Here is a 20,640-nt window from a genome sequence, read left to right as displayed (position 1 = left end):
TAGTGGCAATAGGTGTTGTTATGTGAATGTCGAAGTACTAGATCATGCCTCGCAGGCGATCCGCAATAACGCGCATCATGCTGCGCAGCACATCGATGTTCTGGAAGCAGAAGCTCAGCACAAGATCACGATGCAGCTGGAGCAGTACGGTTGATTCCTTCGCGGTGCAATCCGCCGAGCGCGGGCCGCTGTCGATGATGGCCATCTCCCCAAAGAAGGCCCCTTCTCTCAGTAGCGCGAACTCTTCGCTTCCACGGTGGACGCGAATGCTTCCCTCGATGATCCCATACATGGTATCTCCGAAGTCTCCGGCGCGACAGATTGCTTCGCCAGGTTCGTAGGCAACTTCCTCGACCATTTGAGCTAACCATATGAAGTCATTCGGGCCCAGATGGGCAAATAGGTCGATCTTTTGCAAGACCAGGATCCGGCGTAAAATGATTTCATCCCTCGTCAGTTCCTTCACATCTGCAGGCTGCTTCATCGCTGCTGCAGCCGCCTCAGCCTGTGCAAGTACAAGCTCCGAGCGTGCCGCTTCACCCTGCCTATCTTCCGCTCGACCGCGCTCTTGACCTCCCACTTGACCTTCCACTTGCTCTTGTACCTGCTCTTGCCCTCCCGCTTCTTCTTCCACTCGCTGCGCCACCGCAGCTTTCCCTTGGCCACGCTCCAGCTCGGAGCGCAATCTGCGTGAAAGCAGCTTCATCATTTCAACAGCGATGCTTGTCTGATCAAACATCATATCGTAGAACACAGACGAGTCTAGACGCCATAGCACCATATTGGCTTCCGCTCTGATTGTGGCTGTACGCGCACTGTTCGTCAGAATCGCCATTTCACCGAAGCAATCACCTAGATTCAGCTCTCCAAGGAGCTGTTGGTTACGATATACGCCAGCTCTGCCTTCATCTACCAGCATAAGAGAATCTCCGGGATCTCCCTCTTTGATAATGGTATTCCCTTGTTCAACGACCATTTTGTGCAGTCGTTTGGCGATAACAGATAAGTCTCTACTCGTAAGACCCTGAAATAGTGATACACGACGGAGCAGCTGCACACGATGCATCAGATCCGCGAGCCCGACGTTCGCAGACGAATCAGACTTCCGAAGTGTATGATACTGAATCGTTTGTGTCAGCCATTCGTCTCCTTGCTCCGCTAACCAGCTCAAATGCAGAGTAAGCTCTACCTTGCTGGCGGATACTTTCGTCATCTTCCTAGAGCCTGCCATGAACTTGGCCATTTCCGTCCGCAAAGCGCCTTGAAGCGTCTGATCAATAACCTCTTCAGCGTTGGCCTGTTGACGTGAATCCCCTTCCGACCAGTCCAGATACACCGCTTGCATGGTTTGCCCATCATGTAAAAGCGCTAGCAATAAAAAGACACGCCGAGAAATAGCTGTACGAATCTCGCCAATAATCTTCTCGATTTCTGTATATTCTTCTACACCGATCACGCTTGCACCATGCTCTGCAAACTGTGCGTAGAGCTGCAATTCTTGGAAAATGTAAGCTTCCACTTTCCGGCTATCAGGCTGAGGCAATTGCTTACTCATGCGTTGTAAAGACTCTAAAATGCGATCGCGCAAAGCATAAGGCGCTTTCTCATAACAAGCAAATAACATGTCCATCGCTCGCTGAGTAGCAATTCGCTCAAACACCGCAGGTAAATACAAGCTTATTTCCTGCTGCTCCAAATACGGGGCTAACTGTGGCAAGACATCATCTTCGTCATATGCGGCAAGTGCGTCAATCGCGTAGCGCCGGGTTTTACTATCTTTTAGCATACCAATAATCGGCACAAGTAACGGAGGAACATGCAGGATTGCTGCTGACTCCAAAGCACGAATTCGAACTTGCGGACTATTATCCTGCAAAAGCGAAATGAGCGGCTTGTAGAAGTTCTTCACACGGATTTGTCCGAATAACGCCGCCATGGCGATACGTTCCTCTTCGTGTCCACTCTCCATCATGGCTTTTAGCTTTCCTACCGCGCGGAACATGCCTTCAATACTGTAGTATTTGACTAAGCCGGCAATGGTGGCAGCTTGAACCTCGACAGAGGGGTCTTCTAAATGCGCCGAAATCTCATCCACATAGTCTTCTTGCGCATAGGCCGAGAGGGCGATAATCGCTTTGCCTCTGACTTGCCCATGCCCTGATGTTATTAGGGTCTGTAGGACGGGTTCGAAGCCTTCTGGCACCTTCAACTCCACGTATGCCAAAGCCTCTAAGCGCATTTCAGGTATAGGGTGATGCAGCAAGCCATCCAGATGCGGTGTTAGATCAAAGGAGCTTGTTTCTTTTAAAAGACCGAAAGCATACAGAGCTTGCTGCTTGTCTGTGCCATTCAGTGCATCGATCAAGATTTGCCGAGTAACGGAATCCATGAGGTTAAGCTCGACCTTTTGCAAGTCGTCGCCGCCTGTTTTGAGATTAGATAATAGCGTTGTTAAGTAGGCTTTCTTTACTTTGATGCCCGCAAAAATCCCCACAACAAGCAAAACTAGCACGATATAACTCAGCTTCTCTGGTGCTACGAATCGGGTAACGAGAAGGAGGCAAATGGCCGCGAGTCCCTTGGCACCATTACGCACAATGCCGTCCAGGAAGCCCTTCGCTTTATTCCGCCATTCCGGAGGTACGGGAAACATCACTAATTGGCTGACCGAGGAGTAAATCGTGTCTCCGACGACTTTATCGCTTCCTTTGACAACAACCGCCATAGCAAGGATCGGCAATACAAGAATTCCAAGACTCCCTGCGAAGAGCGCAATCGGGAAAATCAACAACGCCGTCATCACACCGAATCGCGTAATCACGCGCCCTGATACGAACAATTGCACACAGAGGGCAATCAACCCAGAGAAGCCGTAAAAGCTTCCCATGAAGCCGGCTAATGCTTCGTTTTGCAAGGTGCCACGCAGAATGACTTTGAATTGATAATCGATTAAAGTTAGCGAAACAACGAGTGCAGCAGCCAAAATTGCGACATATTTGAGATGCGGCACACTTGCGAAAAGGCCACCTTTTTGTTGGACGGATGATGACTTGGCTGTGGGTTTACGTGCCTGGGCTGGCTTCGAATCACCGCTGTCTTTGGTCATACGCAAGATGACAAACACCACAGCAAGACCGAGTAATTGCAGACCCGCATACACATAAATTAAATTCGCCGTTCCTATTAACGGAACAAGGATTTTGAGACCGAAGCCGCTTAAAATCCCGCCCATGATGCCCCCGCTGCCCACGAGTCCGATCATCTGCTTCGCTTTCCGTTGGTCCATCACTGAAGTAGCGAACTGCCAGAAGCAGACGATCATCAGAAAATTGAACACATCATAGCCGATATAAATGACGGGAAACACCCATCGCAGCTCCATCCCTACACCGAACCTAGAGATCAGAACGAAAGTTGAGATCAATGGAATCATCAGCTTGAGGAGTGTTTCTAAGCGTACCTTAGGAGAAAATCGTTGGAACACAATCCCTGCCGTAATCATGACGAGTGCCTGCGGCAAATACATCAAGGACAAATACGAATTATCGAATCGACTCAGGAAGAGGGTATCCGCCGCTGTTCGGCCGATCGTTGAAGCGGACACTACAAAGAATAAATAGGCAAATAACAGAAATACCTTCCTATATTCCTTCTTATCCTCTGTGATTTTATCTATAAAGGATTGATACGTTTTACTAATACTGCTGCTCACAGGACACCTCATTCTAAATTCATACCATCAAGACCCTTTCCTAAAATTGTACCAGAAGTCCTAGGAAAAAATAACTATTTTTTCTACAAAATCACCTATAAAAGCACAAAAAAAGACATCATCCGCAGATGTGTCTTCCTCTAGTAGACATTGTATTAAATTCTAAAATTGTCGCCTCTCCAGCTGCGAATCGCTTTCTTAATCGCATCTGGAGCCATACGCTCCGCTGCCGCCTTCTTACAAAGTGCAGGAAACTCTTCATCCGATGCAAAACGTAAAGCTGTAATTTGACCCATCGTCAACTTCTTATCCAGCAGCTTCTGTGTCAGTACGAAGTGCCGAAGGTTCTCTTCTGCTCGAATCGCTCGATCTTGAGCCTTTATTGGATAGGAACGAATCAACAGAAAAACCACAACCACAATGACAGCAATGAGGACAAACATGACCGCTGGCAGCACCTGATCGTCAGCCTGTATAGCGCTAACTAGCTCCATAATGGATAGAACCACTAAGCCTAGGGCTAACAATGAAAATACATAGTGAAACAACGGATGCATACGTCGATGATTGACATAATTTTGAACCTTCATCTACTTATTTCCCCACAATCTCAGTAATCTCACTCTCTAATAAAAGGTAACGGTGCACACTTCGCATGATTGGCACTTTCGTCAAATTGTTCTTGTCTACATATTGCTTCATCTGATCTTTCGACAGACCTAAGATTTTTCCAGCTTCCATTACCGTGAGTACCGCTTCATTGCTAGTCGCGTTGAAGGTTGTCTTCACCTTTTGATTCCAGTCTTCAAATGATTGCATGTTTTCGCACCCTTCTCAATCCGATCCTTCTATTATAGCACGAAAACACCTGTTTCACCCAATTACCTTCATCTGCCACCTAGGACTCCTCTTCGCTCATGAGGGCTAGCAGCGCTTTCGGCAACGCAAATTGCTGATTACTTATCATAATTTGATTCAAGGCATCCTCGGCAATATCCGCCTGCTCTTCCTTAATCACGCTGATCTCGGCATGCAGCCGTTCCATCTGTGAATCAAGTGCCGCCGCGGAGGCCGCTGCTTGCTTTAACTCCTCTAGGAGACGGGCAGGTACAGCTTGGTTGCCTTCACTAAATTTATAAAATATCTTATGCTCCAAACTCGCCCAACAGTCCATAGCAATCGTACGAATTTGAACTTCCATACAGACACGCTCTTCGCGGTCCGACATATGTACAGGGACTTCAATCAGCAAATGCAAGCTTTGGTACCCATTGGGCTTCGGGTTTTTGATATAATCCTTTTCACTCAAAATATGAAGGTCGTTCTGATTTCTCAGCATCTTGGAGATGACATAAATATCGGACACGAACGAGCATGTAATTCGCAAGCCGGCAATGTCCTTCACGCTGCCTTTAATGCCTTCGAAAGAGAGCTCTCCGCCTTTTCTCATCAGCTTTTGAAAAATACTTTCCGGCGATTTCAACCGAGACTTCGTGTGTTCAATCGGGTTATATTCATGCAGCATCTCGAATTCTTGAACGAGGATGTCAATTCTCGTCTCCATTTCATCCAGCGCAAACTTATAGGTCATCATGAAGCGTGTGATGTCGTGCTTGAACTTCTTCAAATCATTCATTGAAAACTGATTCGTGATCATATTCATACGAAATTCCATCCTTTAGTCATGGTTATTTTAAAATATAGAATGTATAGGTTCCACCTAATAAGTCAGCTATATTTCTCCATAAACGCACTCGTCCTCAGAGGACGGCAGATCCGTTTATTTTGCCATTCCTTGCTAGTTTAAATCACAGAGATCGACCGAAGCAAATCTTGCGAGCAGAAAAGACACCACGAGGGTGTCTTAAGTGTCCGTTGTATGTATATTAGTGCATTTTGTACGTATTGATCACATCTTGTAAGTCTTGGGCTATGCTTGCGAGCATCTGAGAAGATGACGTTACTTCCTGCGAGGAAGCCAGCTGTTCTTCGGTCGCCCCAGCCACATTCTGCGATAACTCCGAGGTGATCTTCGCTACATGCTCCATGTTGGTGACCGTTGCGGAGACTTGCTGCGAGCTTGCGGCCATTTGCTGTGCAGCCGCTGCTGTCTCTTGAATTTTGGACGCCACTTCTTCGGCAGAGCGAACAATCGCTTGGAAGCTTTGCTCCGTGCGCTCGACGGACTGAAGCCCTTGGTTTACCTCCGCGAGCCCCGCATCCATAGCTTTGACCGCCTCTTGTGTATCCTTCTGAATGTTCGTAACCACGCCTCTGATCGCACCAACCGACTCCCCGGTTTGCGTAGCTAGCTTGCGTACCTCTTCCGCAACAACCGCGAAGCCTTTGCCCGCTTCACCAGCACGCGCCGCTTCAATCGCCGCATTCAAGGCGAGCAGGTTCGTCTGGGTTGCGATCTCGCCGATCATTTGCGAGACTTTTCCGATGTTCTGCGAGTGCTCAGCCAACTGGTGAATCGTTAGATTCGCCTGCGTAACAGCGCTGCTTAAAGCGTTCATGCTCATCGTTACATGGTGAACATCAGCTTGTCCGTTGCGTGCCTGTTCTGATGCATTGATCGACAGATAGGACACGTCCGACGTCGTCTCAGCAATGCGCTGCACGCCAACCGCAATCTCGTCCATCGCACGCGCACACTCCTGCGCGTTCATGCGCTGTGCCTCCGCTTCCGCGGCAATCGTTTGAATATCCACAGCGACATGCTGGGAGGCTTCACTATTTTGCTCCGAGCTGGCAAATAACTGTTCCGAAGACGACGCTACCGCGCTGGAGGATTCCTGCATACGGCTCATGACCTCACGCATCTGACGCGTCATGCCATTCACAGCTGTAACAAGGACGCCAATCTCATCTTGGTTGCTGAAGCGAAGCTCGGAGACGGTGAGATCTCCTTCCGCCATGCGATCCAGTACCTTGGAAGCTGCAATAACAGGTCTCGTAATGTTGCGAATCATGATCCAACTAATTGCAATGGATAACAACACTGCGCCGATCAGCAGGATAATCGCACTAACAATGCTGCCACGATACAACGCGGCATTCTCCTCCACGCTTTCATTCGCGCCTTGCTGGTTGTAGGTAACCATCATCCGACTTATCGTTTGTACACTATTGTAGCTCTGGGTTAGTTCCTCATATAAACGGTCCAGCTCTTGCTTGTCTGGTGCTTTGGTGTACTTGAGGTAATCGCTTTTTAGCGTGCCCCAACGATCCAGAATCATGTTGAAATTTTTCGTGTCTTCGCCGCCGGTGAGGGTGCCTTTGTAGCTTTCAAGCGTTTTGTCACCTTTGATCATTGTCGCTTCTATGTCCCGTGTTAACTCCAACTTCATCGCTGCATCCTTCGGGCTATGCACACCAGATAGATCCTTTGCAAAATGTTCCGTCAAATAACTAAACTCCTGAATCAACTGTGTACCCATCATCCAGTGCTGAGCAATGTCCGTAATATCCTGCTTCATATTCTTCATTCTTACCATATCGGTAAGACCCAAAATCGCCATAAACAGCAGTACCACTGTAAAGGAACCGATTAGCTTTTGTCTCAAATTCATTTTCAATCTCGTGTTTCTAAACCATCCGACTACATTCCCTGCCAATTTCATGCATATCCTCCGAAAAATTCATTTTATGAGAGCAACTTTCGATCCCAGTTAACCATATCGGAAAATTATGAGGAGAATTCAATAGAAAATATTAACCAGGTGTTAATATTCTTAATACATTGCTCGGATGGACACAAAGGTGCCATATGTAGGGGAAACCAGTAGGAGAACCTTTCGGGTGGCTCGGTTGGTGATTGCGTATGGAAACTTTGCGGGGTGGCCGCAGTAGCGATTAACTGTAAAAACTACAGCTAATTTCTTAGAAACTACCCAATTTGTGCAAACAACTGGATTTCCTACAGTTAAATTTGAGCATTCCACCTCAATCGGCTGATTACTGCAGAAATTAACTACCTATTTTCCAGTTATTTGAAACTTTCTGCTGTATTGCCGGAAATTAGATGTACTTTTTCCATCTATTGCACAACATCAACCTACCAAACACCCAGCAGCCAACACATTCAGCCAAATCCAAACGTTTCGTTCGGGCTCCCAACACCAACCCACCTAGCACTCAGCTACCTTCACATTCAGCCAAATCCCAACGTTTCGTTCGCGCTCCCAACCTTCTAGCCCACCAACCCCTTTAGACACATACTCCTTCACCCTCTCCTCTTGTCCAAAATAGAAGACCACCAGCCCCTTCTTTTTTCCAAAGGTTGTACATAGAAATGGAAAGAGACACCCTCGAAAGGATGTGCTTTCCCACTATGGCAATGCAACACTTGCTGTCTAATCAAATGGAGCTCTTCCTGCAATATGGACTAGCCATTTTCTGGACAGTCACCTATATCCTCATCATTATCCAAGGTTTCAAGGATCGCGCCTGCGGCATGCCGCTGCCAGCTATTTGCGCTAATATTACGTGGGAGTTTCTTTTCGCGTTCGTGATGCCGTTTCACCCACTGCAGATGATCATTTCGCTGGTCTGGTTTCTGCTCGACTGTGTCATTCTGTTCCAAGGTGTCTACTTTTCCAAACGTGAGTTTCCGCCACGCCTGCTCCTGCCTGCCATTTTCTCTTTACTGGTCATTTCTCTGCTGCTCCACGTCGGGATGGTGGTTGAGTTTCATGATCAAGAGGGGAAATACACGGCCTTTGGCATCAATTTGATGATGTCGATCCTGTTTATTCAGCTGCCTTTCAAACAAGGCCTCAAAGGCCAGACTATCTACATCGCCTACTATAAAATGATCGGCACCTTGTGCGCATCTGTGCTCTGCTACTCGCTGTATCCGGACTCTTTTCTACTTACGATCATGTGCGTGTTAGTGACCATTGCGGATATCGTTTATATTTGTATCGTTCAACGGGCGGTGTTGGTTGCTCGGCGGGTTCCCAGTTTACTGAATCGAATTTCTGGAGGAAACCAGAACGGAAATTGAGTTGCAGATGGAACACCAGCTCAATTTCCGTTCACGATCCATTCCATATAGAATAGAAAAAGACACCCCAACAGGGTGTCTTTTTCTATTCCTACGCCAAAATCGGCAGCTTCACATGGCTCGGATACGCCTCCGAGTGATAAAGCTTCTGCGTCACCACAATCGGCTGCGGATCCGCATACGGATTCAAGCCGGTGTTCGTGTTCGGGAACGCAATCATCTTACTGGACGAAGTCACAGTAAATCGTAAGCGATGCCCGACCGGGAAGGTATGTGCGATATTTTGTATAAATATCGTGTACTTCTCGACCTGCCCTGGCGTGAGCAGCTCCGGCGCGTCCAAGCCGTTCCGGTACTTCGCGCGCACGATGTAGTTGGACAGCTTGATGGAGTTCCCCTTCGGGTCCACGTCGCTTAAGGTCACAACCCAATCCGTGTCCACGCCGCTGCTCGACGCGTAGAGCTCACAAGACAGCTCGCCCGCCACGGTCACTGCCTCCGCCAACATCTCACTCGTGTACACGAGGATGTCGCTGCGCAGCTCATGCTTCCGCATGTTCTCCGGCTCACGCTCGCCGCTGTCCGCCACGGGCTCCTCCGGATTGTACACGTACGAATCCGACTCACTAGCCCCGTGCGCGCCGCTCTTCAGTGTCAACGCGCCATCGCCAAGGCTGGAGTTAGCTCGTCCGTCACTGCCCAAATACCACTTCGTCGCCTTCGCCTCGCTCGGCGTCCAATCATCTGAGGTCCGCCACTCGTTGGTGCCGACCACATAATAACTAGCGCGCGGCTCCTGCTCGATGCCATTGGCGATGCCCTTCAAAAAGCGGTCGAACCAGCGCAGCACGTTCACATCATAGTTATACACAACGGCATCGTTGCCGAAGCTGGTGTCTAGTAGATCGCGTGCGCGATTCGGGCCGTGTTCCCATGGACCGAGCCAGATTTTGCGGTTCGGCACATCATGCTTGGTGAGCATCCGCCATGTCTCCGACACGCCCGCGCTATCGCCGTCATACCAACCAGAGATCACAAACATCGGCGCCTTCACATGCTCTCCGCGCTCGCTATACGTGCAATTGCGCCAGAAATCATCATAGTCGGGATGCTCGCTCCAGAGATCCCATGGACCCGAAGCCTTCCCAATCATCTGCTGCGGAATCTCGCTAATCGGCCTAGCATCAACGGCTTTCTCTGGGCTGACCGTCCGACCACCGAAAATATCAAAATCCGTCCGCGTCCCCACCGACTGCGCCAGCGTCCAGCACAGCAATGGCCACGAACACACGGTGCCGCCCTTGCGCACCGTATCCACGAACGGCGAACCGACGTTCACTTCGTTCACGACGGCTTTCAAGTTCGGGTGCCCGCTAGTCGCAGCAGCGGTAACCACATACCCCAAATACGACGCGCCCCACATGCCAACGTTCCCGTCGGACCAGTCCTGCGCGACGATCCAGTCGATCGTATCCGAGCTATCGTCACGCTCATAGAAGAAGGGCACGAGCTCCCCTTCGGAATCGGCGCGCCCGCGAACATCCTGATTGACGACGGCATAGCCTTTGTTCGCCCATCTTTTAAAGAACGTCTTCCGCATATTGCGGTCATAGCACGTGCGGATTAGAATCGTTGGCAGCTTCGTTCCTGGCGCAACGCCCTCCGGCAAATACACATCCGTTGCCAAACGAACGCCATCCCGCATCGGGATCAGGTCCGTTCCGAGATCATCCACACCATACTTCGCAGCAGACAATAAAGGATCCGCATACTCCACAAGCGGTGTCACCGCTTCATATCCATCCACGACCAGCATTTCCATCCCATACCGGTTAGGTGCCACGAAAGCGACAATACAACCATCCACCGTCACGATATCGAGCGCAGTATCCTTACGCAAAGCCCATACTTGCGAGGTCACCATTCTACCCTCTACCTCTGCGGTATACTGGATATGCTTCAGATACAGCTCACCGTTCCCCAAAATAACGGAGTCGCCCTGCCACTCCGCACCAGCATAATGCGATTGATTCGCCTTAATTTTCTGCAAAGGAAGAATAAAGCCCGCTTGCTCAGCCAGCACATTCTCCTGCATCTGCGTCCGCCGACGTGGATCCACCTTGGCATGCATAATCGCGCTCTCCGCAAATCGAATCGTTCCCTCATACACGCCCGCTGCATACAGCTTATAACTGCTCGTCCATCGCTCTCTCGTCATCTCAGCCATCTCCTATCCACACACCGCTTCAAACACGCGCAGCCAGTTACCGCCCATCATTTTGCGAACATCCTCATCGGAGTAACCTCTTGCCACTAAACCACGGGTAAAATTAATAAAATAGCTATATTTCTCAAGCCCCTTCACCGTTTCCGTAGAGGGTCCATCCCCTTTGGCAAACCCAATGCGAGGCGCAATATGCTCTTTAAAATACACCAACGACCACGCCACATCGCTCATCGGCCAGTCTGTGCCAATCCCGACATGGTCCACGCCGACCAATCGGACAAGATAATCCATATGATCGAGCACATGCTCAATCGTCGTATCATTCGGATCCCCGTGGACGAACCACGGCATCGCGAACACGCCAATTACGCCGCCCGTAGCGGCAATGGCTTGAAATTCTTCATCGCTTTTGCAGCGCATATGATTATAAATCGCCTCAACACCCGTGTGCGAAGCAATAACTGGCGCTGTCGAAAGCCTGCACGCGTCCAGCGTCGTTTGTTTGCCGCAATGGCTCGTGTCGACGATGATGCCTAGTTCATTCATTTTAGCAATGAAACGCATACCAAACTTGCTCACGCCGCCGTTCGCCTCTTCCGCACAACCGGAAGCAATATAATTCTGATTGTTATAGGTAAGCTGCAGTACTCTCAGCCCAAAATTGTACATCGCCTCGAGCAGCTCCAGATTTTTGCCAAGACCGTCCGTTTCCTGTGCCGTTACGATCCCCGCCTTCAGGCCGCTAGCCTTCGCTGCACGAATCTGTTCCGCCGTCACAGCTTTCACAAGCCAATCGTTCGCATCAAATTGACGCTGAATGTCGCCCATGCTGATGAGGATCTTGTCCACACTAGATACATCCAGCTGACGATTCCCCGCCGTGATGCCGGAACGGTACCACTCCTCCTTAAACTCGGAGATCTTTCCGCGAGCCGCCATGTCGTGAATGATTTTGCTTGGCATCGCGCTGTATGTCCACGAATCCTCCTTGTAGTGCTCACATGCCTCCCGAATGCTCTCCGAAATAGCCTCTGGAATCGCCTTAGGAGACAGCGGTCCCTGGAACAAAAGATCAATAATAATCGAGCTCTCATGCAGCTCCCGTGCGCGTTCCTCTTGCTCTCGTGTAAGGTTGAATGGATATAGTCCTTCTGTCGAATTCACCGATGCTCACTCCTAGAAGTCAATGTGGGTTCCTTTGTGCGTGCGAATCGCTTCCTTGTAAATATAAGTGGCCGCTGCCAGGTCCTCGCAAGCAAGCCCTAATGATTTGAACAATGTAATGGCGGAGCCTGCGCGTCTTCCCTCTTTGGCGCCCACCAACAGCTCACCAATTTCAGCTAAAATGTGGCCCTCCCCAATCGCTCCCTCCTGCAGAGGGATCAGGTAATCACCCGCTTCGTTCACAGCGGATTCTGTACGGTCCACGAACAGCTCCGCACGGCGCACCAGCTCGGTATCGAGCTCGCGGTCTTTCGCTCGGCACGCACCGACGGCATTCACATGCGCGCCTTCCTTGATCCACGCGCCCTGCACGATCGGTGTCGTTGACGCCGTCACCGTGCAGATAATATCCGCGTCGGCGACAGCCGCCTGTGCGGATTCAGCGGCCTCGACGAGGACAGCCGGATAGCGGCTTGCCGTCTCGGCTTTCAACTTCTCGGCATGGGCCGGGTTCGGCCCCCATACCTTGATCTTCATGATCGGGCGCACGAGCAGCATCGCCTCGATATGCGACCGCGCTTGCTCGCCCGTGCCGATCACGGCAAGGGTCGCGGCCTCGGGCTTAGCCAGCAACTTCGTTGCTGCTGCGCTGACCGCTGCGGTGCGGATGGCAGTGATTCGGGTGCCATCGACAATCGCCTCCAATTGACCGTTGGTAGAATTGAACAGTGAAACAAAGCCTTGATGCGAAGGGAAGCCATTGCCATGATTACTAGGAAAAACGGTAATCACCTTGGCACCAACCTTCTCATCCCGTTTCAAATACGTCGGCATCAGTCCCATCACATTGCCGCCTTGCAAAGGAACAACGGATCGTAACGCTTGTACAGCTTGTCCATTCACCAAATCGGCGAGGACCGCTTCCATGATTTCGATACAAGCTGGCATTGCAAGCAGTTCTTGCACTTCTGTTGACTTGATCACTAGTATGGGACATCACCTGCTTATATGTAGTTCTTTTTATTATAGCAAAGTCCGTGTCCGTGGGGGAACCTTGCGATATGAAAAAAGAGCACCCCTGGGGTGCTCCTAAACACTTCTTATTTTAGCTAGCGCTCACCTTACGGTACTTGAGAAAGCTGCCAATCCGCCACACGCAAATGTATAAATACGCCATAACCATCGTTAACACAGCAAATTCTGAGGAATCCAGGCCTTTAAAATACTGCGATAAAATCAAGCGGACCGCAATGACGGCAACGATCACATATTTGAAGTTGGGGTTCGGCTTCGAATAGACGAAACCGTCTTCCCGTTTCTCATACCCGGTATGGTACAGCATAATACTGCCTAACGCTACGCCGAGCACGCCTGCACATAGCAACTCCCATAGGGCAGGAAGATGAAACGGATGATCCGGAATATGGGTCAGCGAGCTAATACTAAGCCCGAACACAATGAGAAGCAGGAAAACTGGAATCAGCATACCTCTTCCTTTATTCCGAATCGGCTTCGCTTTTCCCCTGGTTCTTAGCCAAATAATTAAAATGATAACGACAGCACCGATGCCATAACCGATGAGTGTTTCAGCATTCATATCATAGTGCCCCTTTCAAAGACTAGTTGTATGAAAATTATACGGTTACTCGTAAGAATTTACCTCGGTCTTGAGACCGACAACGCATTTGGACGAAAAAAAGCACCCCATAGGGTGCCTATTTCATTAGATGTATGTAGCTTATCCTGATTAGGATTGAAACATTTGCTTCACTAACTCTTTATTACGCTTCTTAAATGCTTGATTATGCGAAGACACCATCCCGAATTTCTCTGCTGATGGCTGAATGTACTGTTTCGCTTTATTCACCGCATTCGCCGCATCTTGGAAGGCTCCCGCGATCAGATGCACTTTGCCTGGATGATGAAGAATATCCCCGGCTGCATATAGTCCGGGCACAGAGGATTCGCTGTTCGCATTCCCCGCAATATAGTAATTCTCCGCTCTTTCAATCTCAATTTCACTATGTTCAAGTAAGGTCGTGTCACGATCATAGCCATGGTTGATAACAACTTCATCCACAAGGAAAGTAGAGACTTCTCCCGTTTCATGATTCGTTAGCTCCACACGTTCAATGGAGGCGTCCTCACCAGAAGCAAACAGTTTCGTAATCGATGTGTTCAAATAACATGCTACGGAACTATTTTGGAGCTGCTTCACTTGGGCTTCGTGCCCAGTCAGCTGCTCTTTGCGATAGCTCAAAATCACCTGCTTCGCAAATGGCTCCAGTTCATTGGACCAATCCACTGCCGAGTTGCCGCCACCGGAAATGACAACAGTCTTGTTCTTGAAGCGCTCCAATGATTTCACCGTATAGCTCAAATTCGATACTTCGTATCGCTCTGCGCCTTCAATCTCCAGCTTTTTCGGGTTAAGGATGCCGGAACCGACAGCGACGATCACGGTTTTGGAGTAATGCAGCTGCCCGGATGTAGTGCGCAGGACGAAGATATCCTCTTCGTTTTTAGCGATAGCTTCAACTTTCTCATTCAACACCACTTCTGGACTAAACGTAAGTCCTTGCTCGACAAGCTGATTGATCAACTTCGCTCCTGGAGTCGGCGTGATGCCGCCTACGTCCCAGATCATTTTTTCGGGATATACATGTATTTTGCCGCCTAGATGCGGTTGAAATTCAATGATTTTGGTCTTCATTTCACGAAGTCCACTATAGAAAGCGGAGTAAAGACCCGCTGGTCCCCCTCCAATAACCGTTACATCAAACAATTCGTTCTGTTCCATGCTAATTTCACTCCTTACCCACTAATTGCGATTGAGAATCATTATTAATGAATGATACTGCGTTTTGGCGATTTTATCAACTGAAAAAATGCTGAACGCGCCAAGATGGCCTGGCAGTATCACATCGATTACCCTAGATTAAACATAAAGGAGCCTACCTCAGTACATCTGTGGTGAGCTCCTTTTTGCGTTAAAACTTTCCACAACTGGAACCATTCATCCGTCTATCCGCCTTGTTTCTTCACGAAGAATGGTAGTATGATAGGGAGATACTTAAATTAACCAGAGGTAAATTAAACAATGAAGATTCGAGATTGGGACATTAATTTAAAAATCCGCCTCGGCGGAGAAACGGCTTTTAATGTTATTTTTTGGGCATTTTTTCCGTTCTTATCGATTTATTTTGCTAATTCGTTCGGTAAAGGCTGGACAGGCATTCTTCTGATCTTGTCGCAGGCGCTTTCCGTCTTCGGCAATTTGCTCGGTGGCTATAGCGCGGATCGGTTTGGCCGGAAACGGATGATGGTGATTGCTGCTTTGGGACAAGCTCTCGGTTACGGGATCTTCGCATTAGCCGCTTCACCATGGCTCGCCATGCCTATTATTAGCTTCATGGGCTTCAGCTTGGCTAGCTTTTTCGGCTCCTTGTACTGGCCAGCCAGTCAAGCGATGGTCGCGGATGTCGTAAAAGAAGAGCATCGCGCCAGTGTGTTTGCCATCTTCTACACGGCCGCGAATATGGCTGTCGTCGTCGGCCCTTTACTCGGGTCCCTCCTGTATAAAGACAACCCGTATCTCGTACTGGCAGCCGCTTCCGTGATTTGCGTATTACTCGCGCTCATGATGTCGCGGCGCTTACACGAAACACTCCCGAAGCAGCTAGCCGACCGCCATCGCGCACAAGCTGACACGCCTTGGTACCATGCCATTGCGGTGCAGCTGCGCGACTACAAAATCATTGCCACGGACCGTGTATTCCTGCTGTTCGTCATTGCTGGCGTGCTTCTTTCGCAGACCTTCATGCAGCTGGACTTACTTTTCCCCGTATTCTTGGAAGAAACCATGCCGCTGACGACGATCTTCTCCTACAATGACTGGGATCTCCAGCTAACGGGCAAACAGCTATTCGGCTTGATTGTTTCCGAAAACGGCCTATTCGTAGCTCTCTTCACTGTCATCGTGACCAAATGGATGCTCGCGTATCGTGATCGCTACGTGTTCATCGGCGGGGCTCTTTTCTATGCGCTGGGTATGGTGATGTTCTGCCAGATGTCCACCTTCTGGGGATTGACCATCGCGATAGCCGTCTTCACGCTTGCTGAGCTCATGTCCGCAGGACCACAGCAGGCCTTCGTGTCCCGATTGGCGCCGGATCATATCCGCGGTCAATATTTCGCTGCCTCCAGCTTGCGTTATACACTCGGACGCACGATTGCTCCACTGTCCATCCCGATCAGCTCGTGGATCGGCTTTACGTGGACATTCATTTTGCTGGCGGCACTAGCTGTTCTGTCGGCAGCCATTTACAACATGATGTTTAATCAGTATGATAGACAAACTGCGTCGGCGCAGTAGGCTCAGTTAAAAAAAAGCACCCGCATGGGTGCTTTTTTTGGAGGAGGTATCATCATTTACAGGTTCATTTCATTTATCCTTGCTGCCTTAGTATTTATCTCGATTTATATGATTTCTTTGAAAATCATACGGTTTGCAATCTTAGATCATTTAACATTGCGCTTACAGCTACAAAGTCTGGTTGAGATCATTAGCTTAATTATCATCGCGATAACCTCTATGGTTTCAACAATTGCCTTGTTGCGGAATTTGCTGCGAAAACAGAGGACTTCCGGTTAGGCTTCACTCACCAAATAACTGGAAAATACGCAATTAATTCCGGGGATTTCCTCTTCAAATTCACTTTAACTGGAAAACATACAGTTATCTTTGTGCCATTTTCGCTTTTCGGCCAAGATGGATGAATTTAGATGTAGGAAATCCAGTTATTCATCTACATTTGCACAAATACTCAAAAATAGCTGGAGAAAATCCATTTAATCGTGCAGCATGCAGAAGCGACACTCGCCTCTACGTGCTGCTTTTTCCGTTTAACTGGAGCTAATCGCTTCCCCCTGACCAACTGGGCCTTCCTTTACTCACATGCAACACCATCGTTGTCGCCATCCAGCTTGGAGCTGTAGCCAGGCTCACCTTTTTTGATATTGTACGCACCAGCCGCGTTGGCCTCCTTGCAGGAGTTGTAGGACACAGACGACTTCGGCTGCGACGTAGTCACGGATTTCGGTGTAGTCGTTGTGGATAACTTCGGCGATGCAGGAGCGCCCCCCTTCACCACTCCCTCATGATACCCATCCTCTTGCGCATAATTCTCCACGCTCCAGATGTTCAAACCTTTCTGCTGTGCCGTCTTCTGTATCTCACGGAACTGATCCACATACTTCACATTTGGCGGGTAAATATACGCCACTCGGGCGAAGCCATTTTCGAGCAGCAGCTCGTTGAACATCTTATCCCCTATGTAGAGATAACATAGTAATCGGTCGTATTTGTCCCGCTCCGACACATCCAATTCAAGCTGGACGTCCTTGCCTGTGAGCATCGTTTTGGCATAGTTGGACGCATCGAGCGCGAATGGTTGAACCGGCTTCTCAGGATCCACGCTTTCTGGCGTATCTACAAGAAGCAAACGGATCGTTTCTTCTTTGACTTTGCCACCTTCGCTAAAAGAGACCTTCATGGTGTCGCCATCAACGACCCGAGTAACTTTGGCGGGAATTCGCTTACTGCTCTGTATGGCCGACGACTGGCTAACCTTTGTTGAAGGCGTAGCTGCCCGCGTATTCTCTATTTCTGAAGCACCGCAAGCCGTTGCCAGCAGGATAAGTACACTGACTCCAGCAGCTATGATCTGTCTTTTGGCTTTCGTATAGACGCGAATGTTTAGCAAGGATTCAACCTCCAAGTGATGACTGTTTTCTATCTGTCTATGAAAGTATATCAGACTTCAGACTACGATGAATTCATCTAAAGTAAAAAGACATCCTAATTGGTGTCCATTTATATACCGTCAGTATCGCCCATTACATATCAGAAAGCTAAATCTGCAGAAGAAAAAAGCACCCCACAGGGTGCCTTTTTCGTATGACTATGGTGTTCCGCCTCTATAAGAAAGCGCCAGATCCAGCACATGTCCAACTTCATCATACGAGCCAATATCCGCCTTCTGGTTGCCATCAAAATCAGCGACAATCCCCCGTCTTTCTTTACCTTGTGCCCATGGGCCAAATTCGTTATCCAGCGGCTGGAAGTGGTTCTCTCCCTCGTTCTGAAACACTCGCCAAATACCGGTCTCCGCTGTGTAAGCGATCAGATCGCTTCTCCCGTCACCATCCGTATCGCCGACTAGCAGCTGATCGTTATTTCCAAAGGAAACTCCCCCTGCTATTTGTGGCGCAGCAAACATCCCGTTTCCTTGGTGATACAGGATAGACACCTGCTTCTCTTTGTGTGAGACACACAGGATATCATCGACACCCGGATCCTTGAATTTTGCAGTGAAAATTTCAGCATCCATCGGCAGAGACAAGTCAGATTCTGTATAGGCCAATTGCTGGTTTTGCAGGTGGACTTGCACGAGGCCTTTTTCCCCTCTGGCGATTAAGCCTATACCATCGGTATATCGCAGCATGCGTAAGGAGCTAAGTCCAGTCGGTAACGCACCAATTGCTTTTGCCGGAAGAAACTGTTGTTTATCCGCTAAGGCTGCCCGCACATTTCCCGTTTCGGCATTATAGGCTAGCAAGTCTTGCTTGCCATCACGATTGATATCGACGAGTAAGAGCTGATCCTCAGGAGCAAACGTCTCTCTTAACCATACCTGCGAAGCTTCCTGCTGGCGATTCCTCGGCGTATCATAGCTCCCGGGAATAACCAGAATGCGATGGAGCTGGCGCACGACCACATCCGCATGCCCGCGACCCGTAACATCGCCTAGCATCACATTGGCCAGCTTGGTTCTAGGTGGCAGCGTTACACGATGGGCAGGGGTGAAGGGGACGATATCATACAATGACATCCAGCGATAGTCTAACTTCTTGAAGCCTTTGATCAATTTATGCAGGTAGGAATCCGCGTCTCCCTCTTTATATTGATAGACCGGAATACCGTCCTTCTCTTCTGGGTTACCGTCTGCGGCAATAACAGGCTCTAGGTGCGAGAATTCCAAAAACGGATGGAAGTAAAAAGAGGCTAGCCCATCATCTTTCGAGGCCTTCTCCAACATCTGATCCACCGATTTAGCATCACTTATATAGCGATAAGGTGCAGGAATATAAACCGAACCTAAACTATCTTGTCCGAACGTATTGATCGTATCATAGGTATTCATATCATCATGAGCGTTTTTGGCGTAGCGATCCGGTTGATACATAAGGCCGACAAAGGACCGAAACACACCCTCCTGCTCGCGCGTATCTTGATAATGGGGAGACTCCCAGAATGCGGGATGCAAATCAGCTCTCGCAAAGGCAGCCAAACTCTCTTTCATCCTCTCCGCAGCATAGGAGATTTCCTGTGTTTCTGGCGCATCTTTGATATTAAACTCAGAACCCGTTCCTGAATTCTGTTCACCATCTGATCGATATGTCTCTCCATACTGATGACGATATCCATGCATGCCCAATACGCCGCCTTGATGCTCTGCCTGTTGGAGAAGCTTAATAAATGCGCTTACAACCTCGTCTGGATTAGGATCATCAATCCCTTTCTCCTTCCAGACACCGTCATCTTGCTGGCTCATCCTTCTTGGAATCACAGCGACATGAAAGGGCACTTGCTCGGACGCAACATACGACATTACGGCTCGTAACTTCCCCAAACCTTCGAGCGAATTGTAATCCCCACCTAGCCCGACGTCCTCCAACCGGATCATAGCATGGCGTTTCCCTGTATTAGGAGAGTCATTTGTCTCTGTTTGAGTTGGGATATAAACTGCCAGCGCAACGGCTGCTAATACGCCACCAGCGATACCTATTCCAATCTGCTGCCACAATTTACGTTTCACGCTAGCCTGCTCCCCCATTATGTAAAACGTAGATTATTCCTATGATTTCGACATTTTCTCCTAAATTATATATGAATCTATGACTTCTTACTATAAGAGTTTGAACTTAGGTTAAAAAGAAGGAAATGCTAGCTACAGCGGGATTGGAATCGCTTCCAATTAGCTGGATAAACTCCCCAACCGACTAGCCGTCCTCCTTAGACTCTAGTGGGCATGAGATAGTCGATTATTTCGACTATGTTTCATTATCGTGGAGTTGGGTAAGAATAAAAATAATACAATTTCTTTACTTTCAGATAATAATACAATGACATACGCATCGTATTATGAAGATATCTTATTGTGACGGAGGCATCCGACTATGACAGCAAAAATCGGTTTCGTATTTTTCTGTATACTGTCCCTATCGGTTTTAGGCGTTGCTGCAAAAGAGAGTCAACCAGAGAAGCTTTCGGAGAAACGTACAGATAATCACATTGTTCGTCCGTACTCACCTGCCCTTTATGACTCCACGGAACAATTTGAGTATGAATTCGAGTGGCAAAATGGAAAGATTATTGCGAACCCTTGATGGGCGGTACATAGATGAGAAAAAGCACCCGCGAGGGTGCTTTATGTTTGTTTCAGCCTTATCGGGGACCGCATA

General features: G+C 48.9%; 15 protein-coding genes. 3 read left to right on the top strand and 12 right to left on the bottom strand.

Annotated elements, in window-relative coordinates; all coding sequences use genetic code 11:
• Positions 1-37 precede the first annotated feature (37 nt).
• The 5 genes from AC58QG_RS32115 to AC58QG_RS32095 form a co-directional block, all read right to left on the bottom strand.
• Positions 38-3,712 (bottom strand): Npt1/Npt2 family nucleotide transporter, encoded by a 3,675-nt coding sequence (locus AC58QG_RS32115; RefSeq protein WP_497366088.1) that lies wholly within the window; start codon positions 3,710-3,712, stop codon positions 38-40.
• Between the two features lie 155 nt (positions 3,713-3,867).
• Complete coding sequence (locus AC58QG_RS32110; protein ID WP_497366087.1) at positions 3,868-4,302, bottom strand: DUF6526 family protein; 435 nt, start codon at positions 4,300-4,302, stop codon at positions 3,868-3,870.
• Between the two features lie 4 nt (positions 4,303-4,306).
• On the bottom strand, positions 4,307-4,531 hold the full coding sequence (locus AC58QG_RS32105) for a hypothetical protein (RefSeq protein WP_068661631.1): 225 nt from the start codon (positions 4,529-4,531) through the stop codon (positions 4,307-4,309).
• Positions 4,532-4,610: 79 nt separating this feature from the next.
• The gene (locus tag AC58QG_RS32100) at positions 4,611-5,375 is read right to left on the bottom strand and encodes a GTP pyrophosphokinase (RefSeq protein ID WP_497366086.1); all 765 of its coding nucleotides are present in this window, start codon (positions 5,373-5,375) and stop codon (positions 4,611-4,613) included.
• A 223-nt stretch (positions 5,376-5,598) separates the two neighbouring features.
• Positions 5,599-7,287 (bottom strand): HAMP domain-containing methyl-accepting chemotaxis protein, encoded by a 1,689-nt coding sequence (locus AC58QG_RS32095; RefSeq protein ID WP_497366085.1) that lies wholly within the window; start codon positions 7,285-7,287, stop codon positions 5,599-5,601.
• Between the two features lie 761 nt (positions 7,288-8,048).
• Here AC58QG_RS32095 and AC58QG_RS32090 point away from each other — a divergent pair.
• Positions 8,049-8,723: a transmembrane-type terpene cyclase gene (locus tag AC58QG_RS32090; protein ID WP_497366084.1), complete on the top strand. Its 675-nt coding sequence runs from the start codon at positions 8,049-8,051 to the stop codon at positions 8,721-8,723.
• A gap of 91 nt (positions 8,724-8,814) precedes the next feature.
• Here AC58QG_RS32090 and AC58QG_RS32085 read toward each other — a convergent pair whose 3' ends face one another.
• The 5 genes from AC58QG_RS32085 to AC58QG_RS32065 form a co-directional block, all read right to left on the bottom strand.
• Complete coding sequence (locus tag AC58QG_RS32085) at positions 8,815-10,941, bottom strand: CocE/NonD family hydrolase (protein ID WP_497366083.1); 2,127 nt, start codon at positions 10,939-10,941, stop codon at positions 8,815-8,817.
• Between the two features lie 12 nt (positions 10,942-10,953).
• Positions 10,954-12,114 carry a dipeptidase gene (locus tag AC58QG_RS32080; RefSeq protein ID WP_497366082.1) on the bottom strand — a complete coding sequence of 387 codons (1,161 nt, stop codon included), beginning with the start codon at positions 12,112-12,114 and terminating at the stop codon, positions 10,954-10,956.
• A gap of 12 nt (positions 12,115-12,126) precedes the next feature.
• Positions 12,127-13,098, bottom strand: a complete 972-nt coding sequence (locus AC58QG_RS32075; RefSeq protein WP_497366081.1) for an ornithine cyclodeaminase family protein — start codon at positions 13,096-13,098, stop codon at positions 12,127-12,129.
• A 121-nt stretch (positions 13,099-13,219) separates the two neighbouring features.
• Positions 13,220-13,711, bottom strand: a complete 492-nt coding sequence (locus AC58QG_RS32070) for a CcdC protein domain-containing protein (protein WP_497366080.1) — start codon at positions 13,709-13,711, stop codon at positions 13,220-13,222.
• A 150-nt stretch (positions 13,712-13,861) separates the two neighbouring features.
• Positions 13,862-14,914, bottom strand: a complete 1,053-nt coding sequence (locus AC58QG_RS32065) for an NAD(P)/FAD-dependent oxidoreductase (RefSeq protein WP_497366079.1) — start codon at positions 14,912-14,914, stop codon at positions 13,862-13,864.
• A gap of 300 nt (positions 14,915-15,214) precedes the next feature.
• On the opposite strand from AC58QG_RS32065, the gene AC58QG_RS32060 reads away from it, so the two are divergent.
• Entirely contained in the window at positions 15,215-16,489 is a 1,275-nt protein-coding gene (locus tag AC58QG_RS32060) for an MDR family MFS transporter (RefSeq protein WP_497366078.1), read from the top strand.
• A 574-nt stretch (positions 16,490-17,063) separates the two neighbouring features.
• Here AC58QG_RS32060 and AC58QG_RS32055 read toward each other — a convergent pair.
• Together AC58QG_RS32055 and AC58QG_RS32050 are read right to left on the bottom strand one after the other, a co-directional pair.
• The gene (locus tag AC58QG_RS32055; RefSeq protein WP_497366077.1) at positions 17,064-17,879 is read right to left on the bottom strand and encodes a thermonuclease family protein; all 816 of its coding nucleotides are present in this window, start codon (positions 17,877-17,879) and stop codon (positions 17,064-17,066) included.
• A gap of 198 nt (positions 17,880-18,077) precedes the next feature.
• Positions 18,078-19,994, bottom strand: coding sequence for a DUF2334 domain-containing protein (locus tag AC58QG_RS32050; protein WP_497366076.1), 1,917 nt, complete (start codon positions 19,992-19,994; stop codon positions 18,078-18,080).
• Positions 19,995-20,355: 361 nt separating this feature from the next.
• Between AC58QG_RS32050 and AC58QG_RS32045 the strand changes: the two genes are divergently transcribed.
• The gene (locus AC58QG_RS32045) at positions 20,356-20,565 is read left to right on the top strand and encodes a hypothetical protein (protein ID WP_497287675.1); all 210 of its coding nucleotides are present in this window, start codon (positions 20,356-20,358) and stop codon (positions 20,563-20,565) included.
• The last annotated feature ends 75 nt before the right edge of the window (positions 20,566-20,640 follow it).

Source organism: Paenibacillus sp. J22P169 (assembly GCF_059691995.1).
The sequence above is the reverse complement of the archived record's forward strand: the minus strand, read 5'-3'. Positions and strand labels throughout refer to the sequence as shown.

Bases quoted from the DNA above. Each gene is read 5' to 3' on its own strand.
- AC58QG_RS32110 (WP_497366087.1), bottom strand. From the start codon at position 4,302: ATGAAGGTTCAAAATTATGTCAATCATCGACGTATGCATCCGTTGTTT.
- AC58QG_RS32105 (WP_068661631.1), bottom strand. From the start codon at position 4,531: ATGCAATCATTTGAAGACTGGAATCAAAAGGTGAAGACAACCTTCAAC.
- AC58QG_RS32100 (WP_497366086.1), bottom strand. From the start codon at position 5,375: ATGAATATGATCACGAATCAGTTTTCAATGAATGATTTGAAGAAGTTC.
- AC58QG_RS32095 (WP_497366085.1), bottom strand. From the start codon at position 7,287: ATGAATTTGAGACAAAAGCTAATCGGTTCCTTTACAGTGGTACTGCTG.
- AC58QG_RS32090 (WP_497366084.1), top strand. From the start codon at position 8,049: ATGGCAATGCAACACTTGCTGTCTAATCAAATGGAGCTCTTCCTGCAA.
- AC58QG_RS32085 (WP_497366083.1), bottom strand. From the start codon at position 10,941: ATGACGAGAGAGCGATGGACGAGCAGTTATAAGCTGTATGCAGCGGGC.
- AC58QG_RS32070 (WP_497366080.1), bottom strand. From the start codon at position 13,711: ATGAATGCTGAAACACTCATCGGTTATGGCATCGGTGCTGTCGTTATC.
- AC58QG_RS32065 (WP_497366079.1), bottom strand. From the start codon at position 14,914: ATGGAACAGAACGAATTGTTTGATGTAACGGTTATTGGAGGGGGACCA.
- AC58QG_RS32060 (WP_497366078.1), top strand. From the start codon at position 15,215: ATGAAGATTCGAGATTGGGACATTAATTTAAAAATCCGCCTCGGCGGA.
- AC58QG_RS32045 (WP_497287675.1), top strand. From the start codon at position 20,356: ATGACAGCAAAAATCGGTTTCGTATTTTTCTGTATACTGTCCCTATCG.